Source organism: Paenibacillus sp. WG02, assembly GCF_055396115.1.
Genome location: NZ_AP036016.1, coordinates 5,856,238 through 5,879,628, shown reverse-complemented (window position 1 = coordinate 5,879,628; position 23,391 = coordinate 5,856,238). Strand labels below are relative to the sequence as shown.

13 protein-coding genes and 1 pseudogene are annotated in these 23,391 nt (G+C 46.6%); all 14 read left to right on the top strand.

The features are described from left to right. The first annotated feature begins 97 nt into the window (after positions 1 to 97). The 14 genes and pseudogenes from ACBP55_RS26605 to ACBP55_RS26540 all read left to right on the top strand — a co-directional run bounded on the left by ACBP55_RS26605 (position 98) and on the right by ACBP55_RS26540 (position 23,364). Positions 98 to 2,374, top strand: coding sequence for a helix-turn-helix domain-containing protein (locus ACBP55_RS26605; RefSeq protein ID WP_464645881.1), 2,277 nt, complete (start codon positions 98 to 100; stop codon positions 2,372 to 2,374). Between the two features lie 224 nt (positions 2,375 to 2,598). Next, positions 2,599 to 3,574: pseudogene (locus tag ACBP55_RS26600) on the top strand (ABC transporter permease). Between the two features lie 30 nt (positions 3,575 to 3,604). After that, on the top strand, positions 3,605 to 4,477 hold the full coding sequence (locus tag ACBP55_RS26595) for a carbohydrate ABC transporter permease (protein WP_464645880.1): 873 nt from the start codon (positions 3,605 to 3,607) through the stop codon (positions 4,475 to 4,477). A gap of 56 nt (positions 4,478 to 4,533) precedes the next feature. Continuing rightward, entirely contained in the window at positions 4,534 to 6,033 is a 1,500-nt protein-coding gene (locus ACBP55_RS26590) for an extracellular solute-binding protein (RefSeq protein ID WP_464645879.1), read from the top strand. A 51-nt stretch (positions 6,034 to 6,084) separates the two neighbouring features. Next, complete coding sequence (locus tag ACBP55_RS26585; protein WP_464645878.1) at positions 6,085 to 7,083, top strand: Gfo/Idh/MocA family protein; 999 nt, start codon at positions 6,085 to 6,087, stop codon at positions 7,081 to 7,083. Positions 7,084 to 7,090: 7 nt separating this feature from the next. Then, positions 7,091 to 9,622, top strand: a complete 2,532-nt coding sequence (locus ACBP55_RS26580) for a glycosyl hydrolase family 95 catalytic domain-containing protein (RefSeq protein WP_464645877.1) — start codon at positions 7,091 to 7,093, stop codon at positions 9,620 to 9,622. A gap of 104 nt (positions 9,623 to 9,726) precedes the next feature. Continuing rightward, complete coding sequence (locus ACBP55_RS26575) at positions 9,727 to 10,089, top strand: cupin domain-containing protein (RefSeq protein WP_464645876.1); 363 nt, start codon at positions 9,727 to 9,729, stop codon at positions 10,087 to 10,089. A 540-nt stretch (positions 10,090 to 10,629) separates the two neighbouring features. After that, positions 10,630 to 11,583 carry a carbohydrate ABC transporter permease gene (locus ACBP55_RS26570; RefSeq protein WP_464645875.1) on the top strand — a complete coding sequence of 318 codons (954 nt, stop codon included), beginning with the start codon at positions 10,630 to 10,632 and terminating at the stop codon, positions 11,581 to 11,583. Positions 11,584 to 11,587: 4 nt separating this feature from the next. Further along, a complete protein-coding gene (locus tag ACBP55_RS26565; protein WP_464645874.1) occupies positions 11,588 to 12,418 on the top strand; it encodes a carbohydrate ABC transporter permease in 831 nt (276 codons plus the stop codon). A gap of 66 nt (positions 12,419 to 12,484) precedes the next feature. Next, entirely contained in the window at positions 12,485 to 13,855 is a 1,371-nt protein-coding gene (locus ACBP55_RS26560) for an ABC transporter substrate-binding protein (protein ID WP_464645873.1), read from the top strand. Between the two features lie 148 nt (positions 13,856 to 14,003). Then, positions 14,004 to 15,779 carry a cache domain-containing sensor histidine kinase gene (locus tag ACBP55_RS26555; RefSeq protein ID WP_464645872.1) on the top strand — a complete coding sequence of 592 codons (1,776 nt, stop codon included), beginning with the start codon at positions 14,004 to 14,006 and terminating at the stop codon, positions 15,777 to 15,779. Between the two features lie 68 nt (positions 15,780 to 15,847). Further along, positions 15,848 to 17,428 (top strand): response regulator, encoded by a 1,581-nt coding sequence (locus ACBP55_RS26550; protein WP_464645871.1) that lies wholly within the window; start codon positions 15,848 to 15,850, stop codon positions 17,426 to 17,428. Between the two features lie 359 nt (positions 17,429 to 17,787). Then, positions 17,788 to 20,379, top strand: coding sequence for a glycoside hydrolase family 3 N-terminal domain-containing protein (locus ACBP55_RS26545; RefSeq protein WP_464645870.1), 2,592 nt, complete (start codon positions 17,788 to 17,790; stop codon positions 20,377 to 20,379). A 207-nt stretch (positions 20,380 to 20,586) separates the two neighbouring features. Continuing rightward, positions 20,587 to 23,364, top strand: a complete 2,778-nt coding sequence (locus ACBP55_RS26540; protein WP_464645869.1) for a glycoside hydrolase family 3 C-terminal domain-containing protein — start codon at positions 20,587 to 20,589, stop codon at positions 23,362 to 23,364. Positions 23,365 to 23,391 lie beyond the last annotated feature (27 nt).

Here is a 23,391-nt window from a genome sequence, read left to right as displayed (position 1 = left end):
CCAGACGAGGACTTGCTCAAATATTCGGAGTATCCGTTTAAGGAGGCATCTATAAGCCAGGATGCGATACGCATTTATGTCGAATAGGGGGATGATTATGAAAAGGATAAGTTACTTCGTAAAGCTGCTCTCCTTCAATATCGTATTGGTCATCATTGCCGTTTCGTTTCTGGGTTATATTGCCTATTATAGGACATCCGGCTTAATGAACGAGAAGATCGATAAAATAAACGCACAACTACTCCTTCAGACGCAGATTCAGTTGGAAAATTCGCTGCAAACTGTTGAAAGCGCCATCATACAATTTACGCTGCTGCCTAGCTTTACAAGCTTATTGGACGATGACCTAACGATGAACAGTTATGATAATTACGTAAAGGTTAAAAATATGGTGTCGGAGATCAGCTCTTTATACTCGCATTCCTCGATCATCAACAGTCTGGAAATTATTAATTTGCAAAAAGGGTGGGTTTTACGAAATGGCGGGGTACTCTTGATAACCGAGGTATATACCCGTGAAGAAATTGACCAGTTTAGGCAAGCCGCTTCACGCTCGAGATGGAGTAAATCTGCTGATTCTGATTTTTTCCAGTACACATTGAGGGTGCCTTTTTCAGCGTTTGACCGGTTCCAGGGAATCGTGAGAACAAAAATTTCGAGCAACGATATGTTTCGTGAGTTAATGGCAAGCAAAGACTTAGGCCAGATGACAATGATTGACGACAATGGCAAAGTTATTCGAAACATTACGCAGTATGAGCTTCGGGATCAAGACGTGAACCATCTTGTCCAAATGATTCAAAGGCAAGTGAATCAAACCCCGCAAGGTAATTTCTTATCCAGAATCAAAGGATCCCAATATTCGTTCATTTTTCGGCATTCCGAAAAATACAAATGGACCTATTTATCGATGGTATCGACCTTAGAGGCCGAGCAAAACTCCCGATTCATCGGTCTGTTTATTTTTATCACAGGTTTTGTTGTGATTAGTGTGTTTTTCGTACTTTCCTATTACGGTACCCGAAGACTATACTCTCCTATCAAACGGCTGTATCATATGGTCGCATTCAACTCCTCGGAACAATTAAATGTCCGGTCGCAAAGCAACGAAATGGATTATATTAATCATCGGATTCACGCTTTTTTTCAGGACAGCCAGAAGCTCAAGGGCCAGCTGCATATTCAAACGAATCAGCTAAACGATTTTTTTGCTTTTAAGCTGTTTCAGGGGGAAATGAACCCTCAGGAAATCGAAAGTAATTTCAGGCGTGATGCGGGCTGGAGCCATTTTTATGTGCTCACGGTGCAGATCGATACATTAAAAGATACCGGTTATAAGGATACAGACCGCGATCTGTTATTATTTGCCGTGAAAAATATGCTGGGCGAAACCGCCTCGGAATTGTTAGTGCTGAATCCTGTCATTATGAATCATATGCAAGTCGTTCTGCTCGGCGCTGAGCATCAAAATGTGGATGCTTTTAAGGAGGAGCTTTATTTACTGTCTCGTTCAATCCAGCAGGTTGTAAAGCAGTACTTGCGTCTTCAAATAAGCATTGGAATCAGCCGTCCATTCAACCAGCCGGTGGAAGCTTCTACTGCATATGGCGAGGCGACGGATGCGTTAAAATCAAGGTTCACCCAGGGCAGGGAGGCTATCCTGTATGCTTCCGATTTTGATTCGAACGAATCAGGCAACATGGGGAAATACCCCAGTTTTATGGTGAAAGAATTAATCGATGCGATCAAATTCGGTGACATCGAGCAATCGAATCAAACGCTTCATAACATCATTGCGGAAATGTGTTCGGGTCATTATGGCTACCGGTATTGTTCCATGTTTATTTTTCTGTTATTAATGGATTTGATCAAAATTTCTCATCAATCGGATGAAATGTTCATTTCCTTGTTCAAAGAAAAACCGATTTTTCAAAAGCTGGATCAGCTGCTGCAGACTTCCGTCCAAGAAATGGAGACTTGGATATACGGTCATGTCGTGGAACCGATCTTGGAGGAAATGTTGGCACGAAGCGAATCCCAGCAGAGGAATATTATTAAAACACTGATTCAAATCATCCATGATGAATACCATTCCGAGTTGACGTTAGAAGCCTGCGCTTCCCGTCTTCATTATAATCCGAACTATTTGGGGCAAATTTTCCGAAAAGAAACGGGGAACAGCTTTAGCGATTATGTATCCCAATACAGACTGAATATAGCGAGAAGGCTGCTGGCTGAAACAGATGATCAAATTCAAGAGATCGCCGAAAAGCTGCGGTTCAGCAATTCACAAAATTTTATTCGTTATTTTAAGAAGATGGAAGGGATCACGCCTAAGCAGTACCGAGATCATTGGGTGAAGCTTAACGGATGAAGGACCTAGGACAGCGCAGGCCGCCCGTTCTCGAAAGAGCGTGTGGTATGCGCGTTTTTTTTGCTATTGGGGGACTTTTTGGATAATCATTTCGTTACTATGCTGAAGATTATCCGCGAAAACCGGGGAAACGGAATGATCAGTAGAGAACTGCGGAACGGATTATTTACAATTGGCAGCCCCTCTAGTACCTTAACGTTATCAAACACGAGATGGGAGGTATCATGTTGAAAGCGTTGACAAAACAGGTGCAGAATAGTCGCCATCCAAGCGTCGCCCACACGGAAGGAGCATGGGGCAAGTTCTTAAAGGAAGTAAAAAGGGACTACTGGTTGTATCTTATGCTGTTGCCAGGTGTACTTTATTTTCTGATCTTCCGTTATGCCCCGATGTGGGGGCTGGTCATTGCGTTTCAGAATTATATGCCGTTCCTCGGGATTACCAAAAGTGAATGGGTAGGCTTCGCTCATTTTCATGCTTTGTTTACAAGTCCTGATTTTTGGATGCTGCTGCGAAATACCGCGATCTTAGCGGCTTACAACATTTTTCTGTTTTTCCCGTTGCCTATCATTGTAGCCCTAATGTTGAATGAGGTCCGGCATGAAGTGTACAAGAGGATTGTTGTTTCCCTGGTTTACGTCCCGCATTTTCTGTCGTGGGTCATCGTTGTGAGCTTTTTTTATTTTTTCTTTGCGATTCAAAACGGTATCGTTAATGAGATCATACAGTCGCTCGGTTTTCAAAAGGTGCATTTTCTGGACAGCGCCCGCTGGTTTAGGTCAATGGTTACCTTGGAAGTCATCTGGAAAGAAACAGGTCTGGGGAACGATTATCTTTATGGCGGCGCTGGCCGGCGTCAATCCTCAGCTTTATGAGGCGGCCCGTATGGACGGGGCGAACCGTTGGCGGCAGCTTTACCACATTACACTGCCTTCAATACGAAGCACCATCGTCATCCTGCTGATCCTGCGACTGGGATCGTTTCTCGATACCGGCTTCGAACAAATCTATCTCATGCTTAATACGCTGAACCGGGAAGTCGGGGAGGTTTTCGATACCTATGTATACACGGTGGGGATTCTGGGCGGCCAATTCGGCTTCAGCGCGGCGGTCGGGATGTTCAAGTCAGTGATTGGACTTCTTTTGGTTATGGTCACGAATCAGCTGGCAAAAAAATTCGGGGAAGAAGGCATTTACTAAGCTTTCAGGAAAGGAGGTGAAGGCATACATATGTACAGATCATGGGGCAGCAAGCTGTTCGACAGCGTCAATTATTTTCTATTATTTCTGTTGGCCTTGATTACGGTCGTTCCGTTTCTGCTCAACGTGACCGGCTCTTTCGCCGCTCCGGAGGAAGCTCTCCAGAAAAGCTTTGTGATCATCCCGGAGACGTTTTCGCTCGCCGCTTACCAGTACATTTTCAGTACGAAAATTATTCCGCACTCGTTATTGGTCACGATTTTCATTACGGTTGCGGGAACTGCCATTAATATCGTGCTTACCGCGCTGTTGGCGTTTCCTTTAGCCAACAAACGGCTGCGGATACGCAAGCCGGTCATGCTGATGGTCGTTTTCTCCATGCTGTTCAGCGGAGGTATGATTCCGACCTATTTGGTCGTGAAAAATCTAGGGCTGCTCAACACATACGGCGCCCTGCTGCTTCCCGGGGCCATTAGCGCCTTCTATCTGATCATATTGAAAAACTTTTTCGCCCAACTGCCGGATGAACTGGAGGATTCGGCCCGGATTGACGGAGCTAGCGATCCACAGATCTTGTTCCGGATCGTGATTCCGCTGTCGATGCCGGCGATAGCGACATTAACGTTGTTTTATGCGGTCGGGCATTGGAATCAATTTCTTAACGCCCTTCTCTATATCAATGATGCAGACAAGTTTCCAATCCAGGTATGGCTGCGTCAAATCGTCCTTCTGTCACAAACCGGTATAGGCGATTCCGCAAATAACTTCGAGGGGGTGATTCCGCCGGGTAAAACAATCCAAATGGGCGTAACGGTCGTATCCACTGTTCCCATCCTGCTTGTATATCCTTTCTTGCAACGACATTTCGCGAAAGGCGTGCTGCTCGGGTCAGTTAAAGAGTAGGAAAGGCGTCCCGGGAGTGAAAGACCAATAAATAAAAATATGGAGGTCATGGTTTCATGGGAAAAGACTCTAAGCGAATTGTACCCGTGGTGTCAGTATTGCTAATTGCGGCATTGACCGGATGTTCTGAAGGCAGCAGCCAACCGTCCAAGGCGGGCAGTACGGATTCGGCAGCGCCGTTTCGAATCAAAATGATGAGCCAATTTGAAACGACAGAACCCCCTACAGCGGACAACCCTATTGTGAAATACATTGAACAGCAAACGAATACGAAGCTTGATATCACATGGGTGCTTAACTCAAATTATACGGATAAATTAAACGTGTCGATGGCATCTGGAGACCTGCCGCAGGCGATGCTTGTCGTCAATCCGCAGGATACGGTCATCGTGAGCGCAGCGCAGAGCGGGTTCTTCTGGGATGTCGAGCCCTACTTGAAGGACTATCCGAACCTGAGCAAATTAGATAAAGATACGCTGAACAATACCCGGATCAATGGAAAAATATTTGGGCTTTACCGGGGCCGTTATCCGGAAAGGATCGTCATGTATTACCGGAAAGATTGGCTGGAAAAAGCCGGGATCAAAGAGCCGCCTAAAACCGTGGACGATTATTATAATGTGTTAAAGGCGTTTACATCGAACGATCCGGATAAAAACGGGAAGCAGGACACATGGGGCATCACCGAAAATAAAGATTTGGGCACCTACACGTTTCCGCTCCTGTTCGGCGCGCCGAATGGCTGGGGTTATATCAATAACCAGGCCATTCCGGATTTCATGACCAAAGAATTTATGGACTATTTGAAATTCATGAAAAAGCTGTACGACGAAAAGATCCTCAACCAGGACTTTGCCACTGTGCCAGGCGCCAAAGTATCGGAGGATTGGACCAATGGGAAAATCGGCATCAGAGGAAACATCGTCGAAGCTTACCGTGGCGAAACTTTCGTCGGCCTTGGCAAAACGCTGCCGGGCGCAGACGTTCACATCATTCCGGCGCTCGTATCGACGACTGGCCAGAAGCGGGTTGCCAAGGGCAGCGGGTACCTGGGCATGTATATGGTTCCGAAGTCGAGCGTCAAAACAGAAGCGGAATTGAAGAAGATACTAAGCTTCTTTGACAAGATGGTCGACGACAAGATGGTGAAGACGGTCATACTCGGCGTTGACGGGGTTCACTACAAGGAAGAGAACGGCGTACAGAAGATTATGGACGACACCAAATACAACAAGGAAGTCGTGCCGGTCCAACACCTCGCAATGCGTATGGACCTTATCAACAACGGAACGCCGCTCGCCAAAGAGGCGGAGGAGACGCTTAAGGAAATCAAGCAATACGGAGTTGCCGACGTATCGCATGGACTCATTCTAAGCGACGATAGTAAGAAAAAGCTGTCGACGAATAAGAAGATCATTGACGACGCGAAAATCAAGTTCATCATGGGCGTTATCGACGAAAGTGGCTGGGGTAAAGAGCTTGAGAAATGGAAGCAGTCCGGCGGCGCCGATGTCATCAAGGAATATACCGAGCTATACAACAAATACAAGAAATAACGGAGAACCGTGTTTAATCAGAAATAAAATTGAAAAGAGAGGATGAGTAATTTGAAGGTCGTATTAGTCGGTTTAGGAAACTTTGGTTCTGGTTGGTATAAGAGATTGAGGCGTCATCCGGGTGTGAAGGCGGTATGCGTTGTTGAAGCGAACGCTCAGCTCCGGGAAACGATTGATTCGGAAACCCCGTTTTATTCGTCTTTGAAAGAGGCAATTATCAATGAGCACCCTGATATTGTCATTAATGTGACGCCGCCTCATGTTCACACTGCAATTAATGAAATCGCATTCGAGCATGGTCTGCCGGTGCTTTGCGAAAAGCCGATTTCAGGCGATATCAAGGATGCGGAGTATATTGTCGGCCAGGCTGAACTGAAAAATATCCCGTTCATGATTTCCGAGAATTATCGTTTCTTCGCTCCGGTGCTGAAAGTAAAAGAGCTTTTAGACAGCGGCGTCATCGGGCAATTGTCATCGGTTCACATCGAATTCGACCGCTACCATGTGGTACCTGTTCCCTATTTCAGTCGGTTGTCCAACGGACTGCTTGAAGATGTTACGATTCATCATTTCGATATGATCCGTTATTTTACCGGCCAGGAAGCGGTGAAAGTGTTTGCCATGAACAGCAATCCGCCAGGAAGCTGGACGAATGCGACGACGATCCACCTTAGCGCTTGGATGGAGCTAGACGGCGGGACGGTCGTGGATTATCACGGCAGTATGATGGCCAAGGGAAAACTGACCGAATGGTATGGAGATTGGCGTTTCGAAGGAGCGGAAGGCGCGATTGTATTAACGAGCAACCGAGTGCAGCTTATGAAGGAAGGAAAGGCCGATGAAGTGTACACCTTTGATGGGGTAGGAAACGTGCTGTCGATCGATGAATTTCTAACTGCATTAAAGGAGAAGCGTGAGCCTAGGCCAAGCGGAAGGGATTATTTGAAGTCGCAAAGCTTGGTGCATGCTGCTGCTGTCTCGTCGAGACACGGCAAAATGGTTTCCGTAGAAGATGCACTAATAGAAGCTGAAGTAACCACAGGAGTGTGATTTCATTATGAATTATCGAGAGCTTGTTTCTCGCGGAGATTTACATTATGAGCACACGGTCAAAAGAAGTGAAGGTGGACTTCCGATCGGAAACGGAAAAATGGGAAGCCTCCTTTGGACATCGCCGTCCGCCGTAAAAATGCAAGTGAATCGCATCGATGTGTATGCCAGTGACCGCTCCACGAACAGTTTCAATCAACGGCATTTGGATTATGGCTATGCCTGCGCTTTTGTTGACATCGATTTTGTGGATTACGGGGAAGACGTGTTTCAGGACGATACGGTACGCCAGCATTTAAGCCTCTTTGATGCGACAGCGGATATCCGTGGTAACGGCATAGGTCTCGAAGCGTTCGCTTATGACCACAGTGACGTTTTTGCCTTCAAGGTCGAGGATAGAAGGAAGAGTCCGAAAGGCATCAATATCAAGCTGAAAATGCTTCGGCCTTCGGAAGTCGCAACAAAGAATCATTCAGCGGTTTCCAAACTCATCATGCACAAGGACGTTATGGTCTTAAAGCAGGAATTCAGGGAGGCCGGCTATTACTGCTCTTCGGCCGTTGCAGTTGGGATCTCCGGCCGTGACGGGGTCATTCGGATGAACGATGAGCTTGGCGGAAAAGCGCCGGTTACTGATTTTAGGGTTAACAAAGTGCTCGGGCAATCGAATGATACGGAAATGCGTCTATGCATGAAGCCGGAAACGGGTAACTTTGAAATCTTCATTGCAAGCAGTGCAACGTTTGATGAAAACGAGGACATCGTTGCCTTGGCAGTAAACCAATTGGAAACGGCAAGAAAAGCGGGCTATGAGCGTATGCTGCAGGAGCATAAGGTTTGGTGGAACGAGTTTTGGCAAAAATCTTACATCCAATTAAGCAGCGATGATGGCAGCGCTGAATTTGTGGAGAAGCATTATACGTATTATGTGTATCTGATGGCGTCTAACTCCCGGGGCGGAAAGTTTGCTCCCAATTTCGGAGGTATGCTGCTAAGCCCTCGCGGAGACTTGAGACACTGGGGGGCGATGCAATGGTGGAGCAACCTCAGGTTATATTACAATGCGGTTCTGGCGACAGGCCACTATGAATTGATGCAGCCCTATTTTGACATGTATTCGGGAATGTATGATTCTTGTGCCAAAGCGGCGGAGCAGCAGTGGGGCAGCAAGGGGATTTATATCCCCGAAACCGTTTGGTTTAACGGTGTTGATGAGATGCCCGAAGATATTGCCTCCGAGATGAGAGAGCTTTACTTGCTGCTTAAGCCTTGGGAGGAACGTTCCGAAAGATTCAAGCAATACGCGCATAACAAGCATCCGCATGAAAGTCGTTGGAACTGGAAGGGACACGAAGCATGGGTCCACGGAAATTTGGTTTATTCCGATAAGGGTTGGGGCCCCTTTGGATCCACGACCCACATGTTTTGGAACATCGCCGGTATCGCCTATCACTATTGGAATTATTATGAATTCACCAAAGACCTGAACTGGTTGAAGGAGCGGGCATACCCGATGATTAATGGGGCTGCTGAATTCCTGCGCAATTATCCGCACATGCGAAAAGAGGATGACGGCAAATACCATATGTACAACACGATTAGCGGTGAGAAGTACATCGGGGGCAAAGATACGATTCAAGTGATGTCTGCGCTACACGGGATCATGCCGGTGCTGCTGAAGGCCGCTAATATATTGGATGAGGATCAGGATTTGCGTCCGGTCTGGGAAGAGTTTTATCATAACCTGGCTCCACTCCCGCGAAGTGATCATCCGGAGGCCGTCTATCGTACCAAAGAAAATGAGGAGCCGGTTTGGGTCGGCGCGATCGGGCAGGTGCTTGACGATCGGCGTGACACCGCTACCGATCCGATGCGGGATTTTATACTCTGTTCCTTAGAGACCGCGAGCGTAAACCCGGATTGGTTCAAGACGGGCAAAGCCACCCTTGCCTATCAACAGGATTTGTTGGAAGGAGACTGGGGTAGGGCTGCAACCGAGATGTCTTCCGCTGCCACAATGCTCGCGGGTATGGGGATGGCCGAGGGCTTTAAACAAGCCGTTTTGGCACAGCTGGAATGTGTGAACGCCGATCGCGAATACTGCTACTATGCGGATACGGGCAAAATCAAATATTATGATAATCGGCTGACGGTGCGGGAGGGCGTCAACGCCATCAGCGCGCAGAGGCTCGGGAATGTGGCGAACGGCCTGCAGATTGCGCTCTGTCAAAGCCAGCCCGGCGCTCCCGGCAGAGAGTCGGTCATTCATGTGTTCCCGGCAATCCCTGACGGTTGGAATGCTGCCTTCTCACTCTGGTGTCATGGAGGCTTTAAAGTGACGTCTGTAATCAGAGGCGGCGTAATAATCTCGCTGAGCATTGATTCCACGCTAGGTGGTGTATGCAGGCTGCGCAATCCCTGGGGGGAACAGCAAGTATCCGTGCAGCAGGGGGACCGTGTATGGAAGATTTTGAATGGCTCGTTGTTTGAAATTGAGACATCTGCAGGTGAGACGTTCACCTTTTTCGTAACAGAGTGAGATTTTAGCGAGAACTCTAAATAACGATTTTGGGCATATGTTTAATGTTGACAGCCTTACGCCCGTCTAGATGACATAAACATGGAAAAAAGGAGTGGTTTCTAATGAAAACGTATCGTTTACAACAGTTGGCTGATGTTACGGAAGGACATATTTTGAAAGATATTATGCCAGGGGATTACCTCACTTATGGCGGATTAGCCTTTGAGAAGCCGGGGGCGCGCGCTCATACGAACGACGGTCCGGGAGGTATCGACTATCATGTACACGAAGATTGTGAAGCTTTCCTGATCCTGCAGGGCAAAGGCGAGGTGGAAATCAACAAAGAGCACAATTACCCTGTAAAAACGGGAGACGTCGTCATTATTGAGCCGGGAGAGGATCACCATCTCATTTCAAGCGTAGAAGATCCTATTGTCGTCGTCTGGTGCCATGCCGGAGCGACTCGAAACAAAAATCAATTATAAAGATTCAAAGATGAGGACCGGGACTCCGAAGGAGTGCCGGTTTGTTGTTTGTACCTTAGACATAAATGGAATCAGGCAAGGGGATTAAGTGACGGGCAGTATTTCGCGCGCGAATCGGTAAACAGTCTGATATACAAGATGAGGATATGTGGCTTACGGCCAACGGTCTCGATGATAATTTATTTTAGAAAAAATAATTAAGTATTTGCAAAAATTGTTGAATGTTTATGTAAGAAATTTCTCATATGATTAAAAAAATAGAAAAAAATTTATAAGAATGGGATAGTGTGGAATAAAGTTACAAGCATGCTCCCGATCTCCTTGAAGCATAATTAGCAGCATTTGGCTATCAAGTGAAATAGGTTGAAAAGATATTGAACAAACCGAAAAAGATATTGAATTCCGCATTCATCCAATCCCCTCTATATTTATATCATGCCTAACAGAGTGGGGCGGATAGGTCAGTGAAAGCTAAGCTAGCTGCAACTCCTCCGTATTCACCGTACTCTTCTGTAATTCATGATGAAAGAGAGGAAACGAATGAGCACTAATACGACCTACACAGACAAGCTGCCTACCAGTCCGACAATCCGGCCAACGCAAAACCGGAAGAAACGCCAACGAACGTATTGGATGCCCTATATGTTGATTGCTCCAGCCGTTCTACTCATTATTTGTTTCCTATTTTACCCGATGGTGAATGTGTTTTATTACAGCTTACAGAATTTTAATCCAGCCAAGCCGTATTATAACGGATTTATCGGTTTGGATAATTTTAAAGCCATCTTCAGTAAGGATGAATTGTTTTACTCCAGCTTGCTGATTTCCTTCAAGTGGGTATCCATCGAAGTTGTATTTCAACTCATATTCGGACTGCTGATTGCCCTGCTCTTAACGCAGACGTTTGCTTTTCGTAGTTTGTTCCGATCGATTTCGATTATGCCTTGGGCAGTCTCCGGGGTTATTACTTCAACGATGTGGTCGCTGCTCTTCAACGAGCATATGGGGCTTATCAACAGTCTGCTCGTTAAACTCGGGTTCATCGAAAAAAACTTCGCTTGGCTGGCGGACTTGAACACAGTCTTTCCCGCTGTGATCATCACAGAACTCTGGAGAGGCATCCCTTTCTTCACGATTACAATGCTAGCGGCATTGCAAACGGTCCCGCAGGATTTGTACGAATCGGCGAGGGTTGACGGAGCGGGACGATGGAAGTCATTCATCCATATTACGCTTCCATTTTTGAAAAATTCGATTATTCTTTCCACCCTGTTAAGAGCAGTTTGGGAATTCAATAATGTTGATTTGATTTATACGATGACAGGTGGAGGTCCGGCTAACGCAACTACGACATTAACGATGTATGTGGCTAATCAAGCGATTATCTCACAGAACTTTGGTTATGGCTCGGCCTTAACCGTAATCAGCTTTTTAATTCTACTTGTGTTTGCAATGGGCTACTTGAAACTGAGTCGTTATGGCACGGAGGGATAGACAGATGTTGAGAAAATTGGATCGATTGTTCGTATTGAGACTCCCTCTTCTATTGGCGATGGCTTTCACCCTATTTCCACTATATTGGGCCATCGTGACATCCCTCAAGCAGGAGGGAGAAATTACAAGGCTGCCTATCCGTTATTGGCCAGAGAGAGTCACTTTTGAAAATTATGTCGTTGCCTGGAAAAATGTCGGGTTTTCGGTTTTTTTCAAAAATAGCGTATTCGTCTCAGGAATGACTGTCATTATTGTGCTTGTTTGTTCGGTATTGGTAGGGTATGCGATCAACCGATTTAAATTCAAAGGGAAGAACGCCTTCATGATCATGCTGCTATGTACACAATTTGTACCAGGCGCAATGCTGCTGATTCCGTTATTTATGATCTTCAAACAAATGGGGCTAACGAGTAATCTGCTTGCACTTATTATTACCTACAGTACATTTCAACTTCCTTTCAATTCATTACTTATGAGCGGGTTCGTTAGTAATATCCCGGAGGCGTTGGAGGAAGCTGCAATGGTGGATGGCTGTAGCCGACTAAAAGCGATCTTTCTTGTGATCTTTCCGATCCTGCTTCCCGGTATAGTTGCGACCACGGTTTTCACCTTCATTAGTGCCTGGAACGAGTTCTTGTTTGCATTAATGTTCATTAGTAAACCGGCACTGTTCACGCTTCCAGTTGGCTTACGCTATATGCAGGGAGAGTTCGATATCCATTACGGTGCTCTTGCTGCGGGAAGTCTTATATCTTTGGTTCCTGCTGTGATATTATTCGGTTTTGTGCAGAAATATCTCGTTCAGGGCATGGGCTCAGGAGCCGTCAAAGGCTAAGTTTGAACTAATTTCCCTAGGGAATTAGCCTATATAAAATTAGATTTAAAGGGAGATGTTGAAAGCATGATTAAAAAAACAGCTTCGGTTCTTACTTTGGGAGCTCTCAGTATTTCAGTGCTCTTGTCCGCCTGCGGAGCCGGCACGAGCAGCACTAGCAATCCAGCCAGCGGGAAGCCCGAGGAAACGACGAAGTCGGCCGTCACGGCTAAGCCAGCAGAGAATGTAAAGCTCGTTTTCTGGGATGAAAATGCCGGACCTGATCGCACGCCTTTTTTACAGGAAATCATTAACCGTTTTCAAACAAAGAATCCAAACATTACGGTTGAATATGTTGGGATTCCATTCTCCTCGGCCAAGCAAAAGTATGATGTTGCAATAGCCTCCAACGATACACCGGATATTGGCGGTGTCACTGGGATTTGGATCTCCGACTTTGCCGCCAAAGGCACACTCTTAGCATTGGATCCTTTCTTCGATAAATGGAATGACAAGGACAAAATCACCAAAAGTCTTATCGATTATAACCGCACATTAGTGCCTGACAAGAAGCTGTATCAAATTCCTGGAACCATGTATATGGATGTCTTCTGGTACCGATCCGATTTGATCAAACAAGCTGGTCTAAAGCCGCCTACAACATGGGACGACTTTTTCACAGATTCTGAGAAATTGACCGATACAGGAAAGAATCAATTTGGTTACACCATCCGTGGTGGTTCAGGAAGTATCAATCAGTTGACTACTGCGATGTATGCTTATTCCGGTGTGGAGCATTACTTTGATGCCAAGGGAAAAGCCACGGTAAATGATCCTAAGAACCTGGAATTTATGAAAAAATATGTAGGAATGTATAAAAAATATACCCCAACGAGTGATATTACCAATGCCTATAAGGAAATGGTAGCTACGTTTGATACCGGAACAGCTGCAATGGTTCAGCATAACTTTGGTTCTTACAACAACCATTTACAATCACTCGGTGAAGGGAAATTCGCGTCAACGATTTTACCGAAATCAAACACCGGCAAAACGATCGTGGCTCCAACTGCAAATGGTTATGGTATTTTCAAAAACAGCAAGCATCCGCAAGAAGCGTGGGAATTCTTCAAATTTATTCTCTCTAGTGAATCCCAGGCGTATTGGAATGAAAAAATTGGACAGATGCCTATTAACATAGACGCGTTGCAAAGCGACTATGTGAAGAAATCACAACATATTCAAGACGGCGCAAATGTAATGGCTGACAAAAACACGGTTGTATTGGATGTACCGATCTATTTGCCGGATTACAGCAGCATCTTGGTTCAGACTTTGGAGCCTAATTTCCAAAAGGTAATGGGCGGAACGATGACAGCAGAAGTCTTTCTTGATAGTTGGGCCAGCTCGATGGAAAAGGCAAAATCGGAATATGATAAAAGCAGTATTAAGAAATAGCTAAAGCCGTCCGAGCCGTCCTGGCAGCAATTTAACACAACCCATCCGACGAGTTAATGATAATGGCCGGATGGGTTAGCTTTCATTTTAAGTCCAATAGCCCTCTTTTCAATTAAGTCTTGTGATTAACACCATGGAGGGGTTTATCTTGTCTTTCATTCGGAATCGTTCGTTGAAATCAACCATACTATTGATATTTATCCCAATTATAATGCTGTTTGTCTTTATTACAGGATTATTTTCCTACCTGCTCTCTTCCGATCAGCTGCAGCAAAATGCATTTATGAGTATTTCCGATACCGTCTCCCAAACCCAAAGCTTTCTAAATGATAAATTAACCGATGTGGTGACGAGTCTGACGATTCTCGATAGTGATTCTGATTTATCCGATATTACGATACGCACGGACAACCCTTTTTATAATCTGCAATCAGATGATTATCTGCAATTGAATAAAGTTTTGAACAGAGCCTCTCCCGATAGAGCCATGATCGATTCGACGCTGCTTTATTACAATTATGACCGACCCGCATTTTTCAGAAAAGATGACCTGATCGAACAAGTAAAGATTTCGCTTGAGCCTTATAAGCTTAGGCAAGCAACCGACTCGATTTCTGTTATTCATTGGCTAACGCTGCATAGCGATCCGATTACGGCTTCGTTTAAACAGAATAATAGCGGGAAAGTGGTTAGCTTATATAAGCTGCTGGGCAGAGACGTGGAACATAGTAAAGGTGTTATTCTTTTTAATATAAAGGATTCATTTTTTCAAACGATATTAAGTAATCCGACGATCAGTAAAAATGGTTTTCTATGCCTCGTTAGCGAGGACGGAATTATCTCCTACAAGAAAACCGAGGGGAAATATGAGATGAAGGATGCGGAATTGCAGCAGAACATATTGCAAACCACGCAAGGATCCGGACAAATCACAATTTCCAACGAGTATGGGAAGGATATGCTGATTGTTTACGATACGTTAAGAATCAACAAATGGAAAATTGCTGCGGTTGTACCTAAGGATGAATTACTCAAAAAAGTGAGCTATATCAAATACCTTATCCTAGCGGTTATGTTCATTCTGTTTGTGATTGTGATCTTCTTCTCCAACTTTCTGGCGAACATTATTACAAAGCCGATCATTCAACTCACGCGAAAAATTAATACGATCGAAGAAGGCAACCTGGACATCGAATTCAGGGAACTGTCGCGAAATGAAATCGGCGTCCTGAATAGGGGTATACGCGATATGATCCATAGGATCAAACAGTTGCTTAAGCAGATAGAGAAAGAGCAGGAAAAGAAACGGAAGGCGGAATTAGCAGCGCTGCAGTTTCAAATCAGGCCGCATTTTCTTTATAACACGCTGTATTCTATCAAGCATCTAATCGAAATGGATGAAAAAAAAGAAGCCAGCCAGATGGTATCAGCGCTCTCCGAATTTTTTCGTATCTCGATAAGTAAAGGCAGCGAGATTATTCCAGTGTCTCAGGAAATCGAGCATATCAATCATTATTTTACGATTCAAGAGTTACGCTACGGGGACAGCTTCACATATGAAATAGATCTGGAAGCGGCTTTATTGGATTTTAAAATTGTGAAGCTGACCCTTCAACCGCTCGTTGAGAACGCGATTTATCATGGGATGAAGAAAATTCGTAAAAAGGGCCATATCCGGATCAATGGCTTTATCCAAGGTGAAGATTGTGTGATCCGTATTGAGGACAATGGTGCGGGTATGTCCGCCGAACAGCTTGCCCAAATTAACGACTCTTTGTCGGACAAGAGCACTGGGGAGGAAGGAGCGGGCCTCGGTATTTATAATGTGCACAAGCGCCTGCAGTTGAATTATGGCATGAAATATGGGCTCAGTTATGAGAGCAATCATGAAACGGGAACCGTAGCAATCGTCACATTCAGATAACAAGCTTTTCTCTAGTTAATGCTAACGAAGTAAGTTTTACTAAAGTAAAACTCTAGGGAGGACCCGGTATGTATAAGGTTGCAATTATTGATGACGAAGTCATTATTACCCGAGGTTTAAGTAAAAACATCGAATGGCACGCTAATGGTTTTGAATTGGTAGGCTCTGCAGCGAATGGTGAGGAAGGTATGAAGCTCGTCATTGAGAGAAGGCCACATTTAATTATTACCGATATCCGCATGCCATTTGTCGACGGTTTCGAGTTGGCTGAGCAGGTAATTAAAGTTTATCCAGAGACCAAAATCCTGATGCTGACGAGCTACGATGATTTCGAATTTGCCAAGCGAGCGCTACAACTTAAGGTGTTTGACTATTTGTTAAAGCCCGTTGATGGTGAGAAGTTGCTTGAAACGGCAAAACGTGCAATGAAGGAGCTTGAATATGAGTCCGAAATGAAGCAGAAGGTCGTTGAAGGAATGCCTCTTTTGAGACAGCAATTTTTGGAAAAGCTGATCAACGGGAAGCTGGATCCACAGGAAATAAAGTCGGGTATCGGCTTCCTAGATATTCAGCTTAAAGCTGCCAGCTATGTGGTCATTTTGCTGAAGGCGGATGACTATAGCTACCCCGATTACCAGAACCGTTTTGGAAAAGAAGTGCTTAAGTACTGTGTGATCAACGTTTCTGAAGAAACGCTTGCAAGCTTGGGGAAGGGGCTTGTGTTTAATTCCATTGACGACGAGATTGTACTTATTGTATTTGCAGAAGGTAATCAGGCGGAATCGGAACGTCAGGCTTATGAGATTGCGGAAACCATCCGTACCAATGTCGAAAAATTTTTGAAAACCACAGTAACGGCAGGCATTGGTTTTGCTTATGAGCAGGCTGCAGAAATTACATTTTCCTATCAGGATGCCCGTTCTTCGCTGGAATTCCGTCATATTTTGGGGACAAATCGTGTATTGACGGTTGCGGATATCGGTCTGGCACCTCACAGTGAATCAACCGAATTTGACGGTTTAGAGAAGGAACTGGTCTCAAAAGTAAAGTTGGGCTTGGAGGGGGAGGCGCTTTCCATATTAAGTACCATGGAGCAGTCCATCATCAAGAGCCAATCGATTTCCTTATCAAGAGTGCGTCTAATCGGGGTTGAAATTACCGTCGTCATGTACAAAGAATTAGAAGTGCATGCAAAACAACTAGATGATTTTTATTCGATCTACAACAAGCAGCAGCAGATGCAAACAGTCTATGAAATTTTTAATTTTATCCGTCAGCTCGTGATTCAATTAGTGGCCATCGTCAATCATCAACGCGATAGCCAGATGAAGAAGGTGATCCATCGGGCTGTGGCGTATATGGAGGTGCATTATGATCAAGAGGGCCTTTCTTTACAGGATGTTTCGAGCATTGTTCACATCAGTCCTACCTATTTAAGTATCATTTTTAAGAAGGAAAAAAACATTAATTTTAGTGATTTCCTTAATCAATTGCGTATGAAAAAGGCTATGGAGCTGCTTCGAATGTTTGATTTGAAGTCGTATGAGGTTGCTGAGAAGGTAGGCTTTAGGAACCCGCATTATTTCAGTCTCTGCTTCAAAAAATATACAGGCGTATCCCCTACAGAATTTAAGAATGCGTCTAACTGAGAATAAGTACAATACATCAGCATACCGTCGGAACCAAATTTGGAGACTTGTCACTGATTGGAATCAATTACTGAAAAGATATTGTACAAAGTGAGAAAGATAATGGATTCCAGGCTATTCCAATTATCTCTATAATCGGTTTATACCAAGTAAGCGGGGTGAATAAGTTAGATAAAATCTTGAATTTTTAAGACCAAATTATTTAAAGCGCTTTCATGTCGGTTGAAAAAAAGGCTTGTATGTATGGAGCATAACTAAAGGGGGTGAACACATGCGTAGAAGTCCACGACATTCTGGATAGTTTAAAACTTCATATTTATTGAAAGGATTTTATTAAAATGAATGTGAGGGGAAAGAAAATGACTTTTAACTCTAAGCAATTTAAAAAAATTTTGCTATCGTCAAATGTTATGTTTTTGCTATCAGCACCCTTTTTTGTATCGAATGAAAGTGAGGCAGCTGGTCCGATTCAGCCTGTAATCTCCAGTCATGTAAAGAGCATCCTGACAATCGATGGCAAAACATTCAAAGATTTAAATGGGAGCGGTACATTAGACCCCTACGAGGACTGGCGCTTGTCCACTGAGCAGCGCGTGGCAGACCTCCTTCCGCGCATGAGTTTGCAGGATAAGGCTGGTATCATGCAGATTACCTCCCTGCCGCAAGCTAACGCTATCAACGACTTCATCAACAACCGTCACATCCGCTATCTCATCATTCGCGACAACCCTACGGCGTTCGATCTAGCCACACGCGCGAATTCGTACCAACAGATAGCGGAGGCTTCGCCGCTGGGCATCCCGATCGTCTTTACCTCTAATCCCCGCAATCACTCCAGCGAGCAGCTCCAGTTTGGCATCAGTGAGGCCTCCGGACAGTTCTCCACCTGGCCCGGCACTCTGGGCCTCGCGGCAACGGGAGACCTACCACTTATCCGCGACTTCGCGGAGATCGCGAGCAAAGAGTGGCGCTCGTCTGGCATCCAGAAGAACTATGGCTACCAAGTTGAGGTCGCGACTGAACCGCGCTGGCGCCGTATTTCCGGCACCTTCGGCGAGGATACAGAATTGAACTCGAAGATTGCCCGTGAGCTGGTCCTCGGCTTCCAGGGAGAGAGGCTCAGCAGCACGTCTGTGGCCCAGACCATTAAGCATTTCGTCGGTGATGGCGCGGTGCTCCGAGGTCTTGACCCGCACAACGAGCCCGGTAAGTGGGCGGTCTACCCAACGGAGGGCAGCCTCTTCAAATATCAGCTCCCGCCGTTTCAGGCAGCGATTGATGCGGGTGTGAGCTCGGTCATGTCCTACTACAACGTCCCTAACAACGAGCTCAGCGCTGAACAGCTCCCGAGTGAGATGCGGTACTCCGCGAATCAGCAGTTCGAGGAGGTGGCTGGCGCCTACAACAAGACCTTAATCACTGACCTGCTGCGGGGCAAGATGGGTTTTACTGGTTATGTTAACACCGACAGCGGCCCTCTGACGAACCGTGACTATGGTGTGCATGACCTGACGATCGAGCAGAAGTTCGCCAAGTCAATCAAGGCCGGGGCGAACATCTTCTCGGACAACAACGACCCGAGCGGGCTCATCTCCGCGGTCAACCAGGGCCTGATCCAAGAACAGGACCTTAGCCCCTCTGTGGCGCACCTGCTTACGGAGATGTTCAACTTAGGACTTTTCGAGAACCCGTACACCGACCCGGCAGATGCCCAAGCGATCACCGGCTCAGCAGCGTCCCAAGCACGAGCCGATGAGGCGCACCGCAAGTCGGTCACGCTCCTGCGCAACAACAAGGGTCTGCTGCCGCTGACCAACGCAAGCATCGCTGCTACGAAGCTATACGTGGAGGTTTTCAACGGTAAAAACAGTGCCGTGCAGACCACTGCGCTTAAGAATCTTATCGCCACGAAGGACCCATCAGTGACCATTGTGGGCACGCTCGCGGAAGCGAACGCCGCTGTTGTGTGGGTTCGGCCGAGCCCATACGAGTACCCAGACAACTCAACGGTTGAGATCCAGTTGGGCCCACTCACTGGCATCGACGTCGACAGAGTCAAGCAGATTGAAGCAGCCGTCCCTACCGCCCTCGTGATCAATATGACCAATCCATGGGTTATCAACGAGATTGAGCCCGAAGCTGCAGCGGTCGTGGCAACCTACGACGTCAAGGCCGATGCCTTACTTGACGTTTTGCGCGGACGCTTCAACCCTGCCGGGCATCTGCCGATCACGATTCCGGCTAACCAGGAAGCCGTTGTGAACAACGCGTCGGATGTGCCGGGCTACGCAGAGAAGTTCCACTACGCATATACGAATGCGGTTGGTAACGACTACACGTTCGGTTTTGGATTATCTTATTCTAGTGCTTCACTAACAGGAAATAATTCCGTACCGATAGGAAAAACCTTCAGCTTGAATTACGGACTGAATAATGTACAACAAAGTGTTACTAATGGTGTATATGCGCAGGATCTTACACTTAGTTATGATCCATCTCAATTGGAATTTATTGATGCGCATTCATTGAAATCAGGTTTATCCATTGTCAGCACTAACGTGACAGAAGCGGGAAAAGTACGTATTCTACTCGCAAGCTTGGGATCTGACAATGCGATAAAAACGGATGGCGATCTACTAAGCTTTCAATTTAAAGCAAAATCAGCTGCAACGCCTCCTGCCATTGTTAACTTAACTAAAATCGTTCTATCAGATGGAACCGGTAATGAAACTCAGTTGGCCCTCGTTTCTCAAAGTGTAACGGTTAGTTACACGCAAGGCGATTTGAACGGTGACGGTAAAGTGACCATTGGTGACTTAGGTATCGTTGCAGCGGCATATGGAAAGAAATCAAGCAGTGCAGATTGGGCCCAATATCGTTTAGCGGATGTGAACAATGATGGTAAGGTTGACGTGGTCGATCTTGCAACAGTAGCAAATTTAATTAATTAGATGGTAGGCAGGGGGAGGCTATATCATATCTCCCTGCCTTTATTAAGATGAAAAGATATTGATCAGAGTGAAAAAGATATAGGATTCAACACTCATCCAATTTCTTCTATATTAATGAGGGAATTTCATTTGGTGGAATGAGGAAACCCTTGTCCCATCTACCTCGGCAATTGCCGAGAGCAATCATACCATTAGGAGGGATTCGGTTTGGCTTCAAATTTTCTTTCAAAAAAACTTACATTGACTTCACTTATTTTGACATTGACTTTCAACATCGCCAGTGGCACCATCGCCAGCAGCGCCGTTGCCGCAGAGACAACGAATCCTTCAACGCCTTGGCTGAATGCGTCGCTCACTCCAGAGGTGCGTTCCGGACTTCTCATCGACGCGATGACGTTGGACCAGAAGATCCAGCAGCTAGCAGGGAGTCCCGGAACTAACCCGCAGCTTCCTCAATGTGGAAATACGTTTCGGCACGTTAACGGCATTCCCGAGCTCGGGATCCCGAATTTCCGGATCACCAATGGTCCCGTCGGTCTTGGTGGCGGTGACTGTAACCCGCAGGACAAGGCCACCGCTCTGCCCGTCGCGCTCGGGCTCGCGGCCAGTTTCGATACTAACCTCGCGTACTCCTTCGGAAACTTGATGGGTGGCGAGGCTCGGACGCTCGGCCTTCACGAGCTCGAAGGGCCCGGCATGAATCTTGCACGCGTAGGGGAAGGCGGCCGCAACTTCGAGTACATGGGTGAGGACCCTTACCTCGCCGGCCTCTTATCTTCGAGCGAAATCCACGGGATTCAAGACAACAACGTCATCGCGATGGCGAAGCACTACGTGCTCAACGATCAGGAGCAGAACCGCGGCACGGTTAGCGTAAACATCGCCGAGAACGTGCTTCACGAGCTCTATCTGCTGCCGTTCGAGATGTCAGTCAAGGATGGCAAAGTCGCCTCGTTGATGTGCTCTTACAACCGGGTCGGCAACACTTACGCATGTGAGAACGAGTACCTGCTAAAGACCGTACTGCGTGACCAGTGGGGCTTCAAGGGTTACGTCCAGTCCGACTTCGGCGCAACACACTCGACAGCCAATGCGCTTAATGCCGGTTTGGATTTTGAGATGCAGTCCGGCACGTGGTTCTCGAACGTGAGAATTAAAGCGGCACTCGCCGACGGAAGCCTCACGATCAACACGATCAACCAGGCACTCGACCACCGCTACGTACAAATGTTCAAGTTCGGTGTCTTTGATCGGCCGGCCGTGCAGGGCACCATCGACGCTCAGGTCAACGGTGCTAAGTCCCGTGAGATCGCGGAGCAGACTGCAGTCCTGTTGAAGAACAATGGTAACCTTCTGCCGCTCAAGTCCTCCGTGAAGTCAATCGCCCTGATCGGCCAGGCAACCTTCGCCGATGCTGCAGTAGCCGGTGGCGGCGGCAGCTCACGGGTCTCGCCATTATACACGGTTGCCCCGCTTGCGGGCCTGCAAAATACCCTAGCGAAGCTGGGCTCGAACGCGACGATCACGAAGGTGATCGTGGCCGATGACAACAGCAACCTCCAAGCGGCTGTTGCTGCAGCGAAGAATGCCGATGTCGTGATCCTCATGGCCGGCGTTGTGACCAGCGAGGGCAGGGATCGTCCCAACCTTTCCTTGCCGAACAACCAGGACGCGATGATCTCCGCTGTCGCAGCTGCGAACAAGAACACCGCGCTCGTACTCAAGGACGGCGACCCTGTCCTCATGCCATGGATCAACGAAGTCCCAGCGATCCTCGAAGCCTGGAACCCGGGCCAGGAGGACGGCAACGCTGTTGCCAACCTGCTTTTCGGGCTATCCAACCCATCCGGTAAGCTCCCGGTGACCTACCCTGTCTCCAAGGCTGACACGCCCACGAGTACCGTCGAGCGCTACCCCGGTGTCGGTAGCGGTACTGGCGTGATTCCCCAGGTGTACTACTCCGAGGATCAGAAAATGGGTTACCGTTGGTATGATGCTCAAGGTATCACTCCACAATTTGCCTTTGGTTACGGCCTTTCTTACACCAATTTCAAGATTTCTAAGCTTGAAGTCACACAGAAAACAAACGATGGGACTAAACCAATTCAGGTATCAATCTTCGTGAAAAACACTGGATCCGTCGCGGGTGCTGAAGTGCCTCAAGTCTACCTGGGTCTGCCTGAGAACGCGAACCAGCCGCCAAAGCGCCTAGTGGGATTCGATAAGATCTGGCTCGCTCCCGGTGAGGAGAAGAAGGTTACTATCACCATCGACCCGGCCGCTTCGAACCACCCTCTCTCCATCTGGGACGCTGACGCTGACGCGTGGAAGACTCTCGATGGTAATTACAAGGTGTACGTAGGCAACTCCTCGAACAACATCACGTTGACCGATTCCTTCACGGTGGGGAAAATGGCTACACTGACCGGAAAAATTTCCGCAACAGCCGGAGAAACATTTAGCTTGAACTACGGCTTGAAAAATGTAACAAGCAGTGTTTATCAGGCAGTTTACGCGCAGGATCTGACACTTAATTTTGATCCGACTCAGTACGAATTTGTTGGTGCGCAGTCCTTGAAAACAGGCTTATCTGTTGTAAAACAAGATCAAATCGAGCCCGGTTTAATACGAATTCTGCTCGCAAGCTTAGGGTCAGGCAATGCTGTCAAAACGGAGGGTGATTTGCTAAGTATCCAAATGAAAGCAAAAACAAACATACAGTCGGCGAACCCCATTTCCTTAATACGCATCGTTGTATCTAATGCGAATGGGGTAACGACGCAACTGGGCGATGTTTCTCAAACCTACTATAAATCTGATTTTAACGGTAACGGCGTGATGGACATCGGTGACTTGGGTATCAATGCCGCTGCATACGGTAAGAAATTAAGTGATGTGAATTGGACTAATTATCAGTTAATGGATCTGAATAATGATGGCATTATCGATATTATCGATTTAGCCATGGTAGCACGACTAATTTAATCATACAAATGTAAAGGCAGGGGGAAA

Bases quoted from the DNA above. Each gene is read 5' to 3' on its own strand.
- ACBP55_RS26560 (WP_464645873.1), top strand. From the start codon at position 12,485: ATGATTAAAAAAACAGCTTCGGTTCTTACTTTGGGAGCTCTCAGTATT.
- ACBP55_RS26590 (WP_464645879.1), top strand. From the start codon at position 4,534: ATGGGAAAAGACTCTAAGCGAATTGTACCCGTGGTGTCAGTATTGCTA.
- ACBP55_RS26580 (WP_464645877.1), top strand. From the start codon at position 7,091: ATGAATTATCGAGAGCTTGTTTCTCGCGGAGATTTACATTATGAGCAC.
- ACBP55_RS26570 (WP_464645875.1), top strand. From the start codon at position 10,630: ATGAGCACTAATACGACCTACACAGACAAGCTGCCTACCAGTCCGACA.
- ACBP55_RS26575 (WP_464645876.1), top strand. From the start codon at position 9,727: ATGAAAACGTATCGTTTACAACAGTTGGCTGATGTTACGGAAGGACAT.
- ACBP55_RS26550 (WP_464645871.1), top strand. From the start codon at position 15,848: ATGTATAAGGTTGCAATTATTGATGACGAAGTCATTATTACCCGAGGT.
- ACBP55_RS26545 (WP_464645870.1), top strand. From the start codon at position 17,788: ATGACTTTTAACTCTAAGCAATTTAAAAAAATTTTGCTATCGTCAAAT.
- ACBP55_RS26595 (WP_464645880.1), top strand. From the start codon at position 3,605: ATGTACAGATCATGGGGCAGCAAGCTGTTCGACAGCGTCAATTATTTT.
- ACBP55_RS26605 (WP_464645881.1), top strand. From the start codon at position 98: ATGAAAAGGATAAGTTACTTCGTAAAGCTGCTCTCCTTCAATATCGTA.
- ACBP55_RS26565 (WP_464645874.1), top strand. From the start codon at position 11,588: ATGTTGAGAAAATTGGATCGATTGTTCGTATTGAGACTCCCTCTTCTA.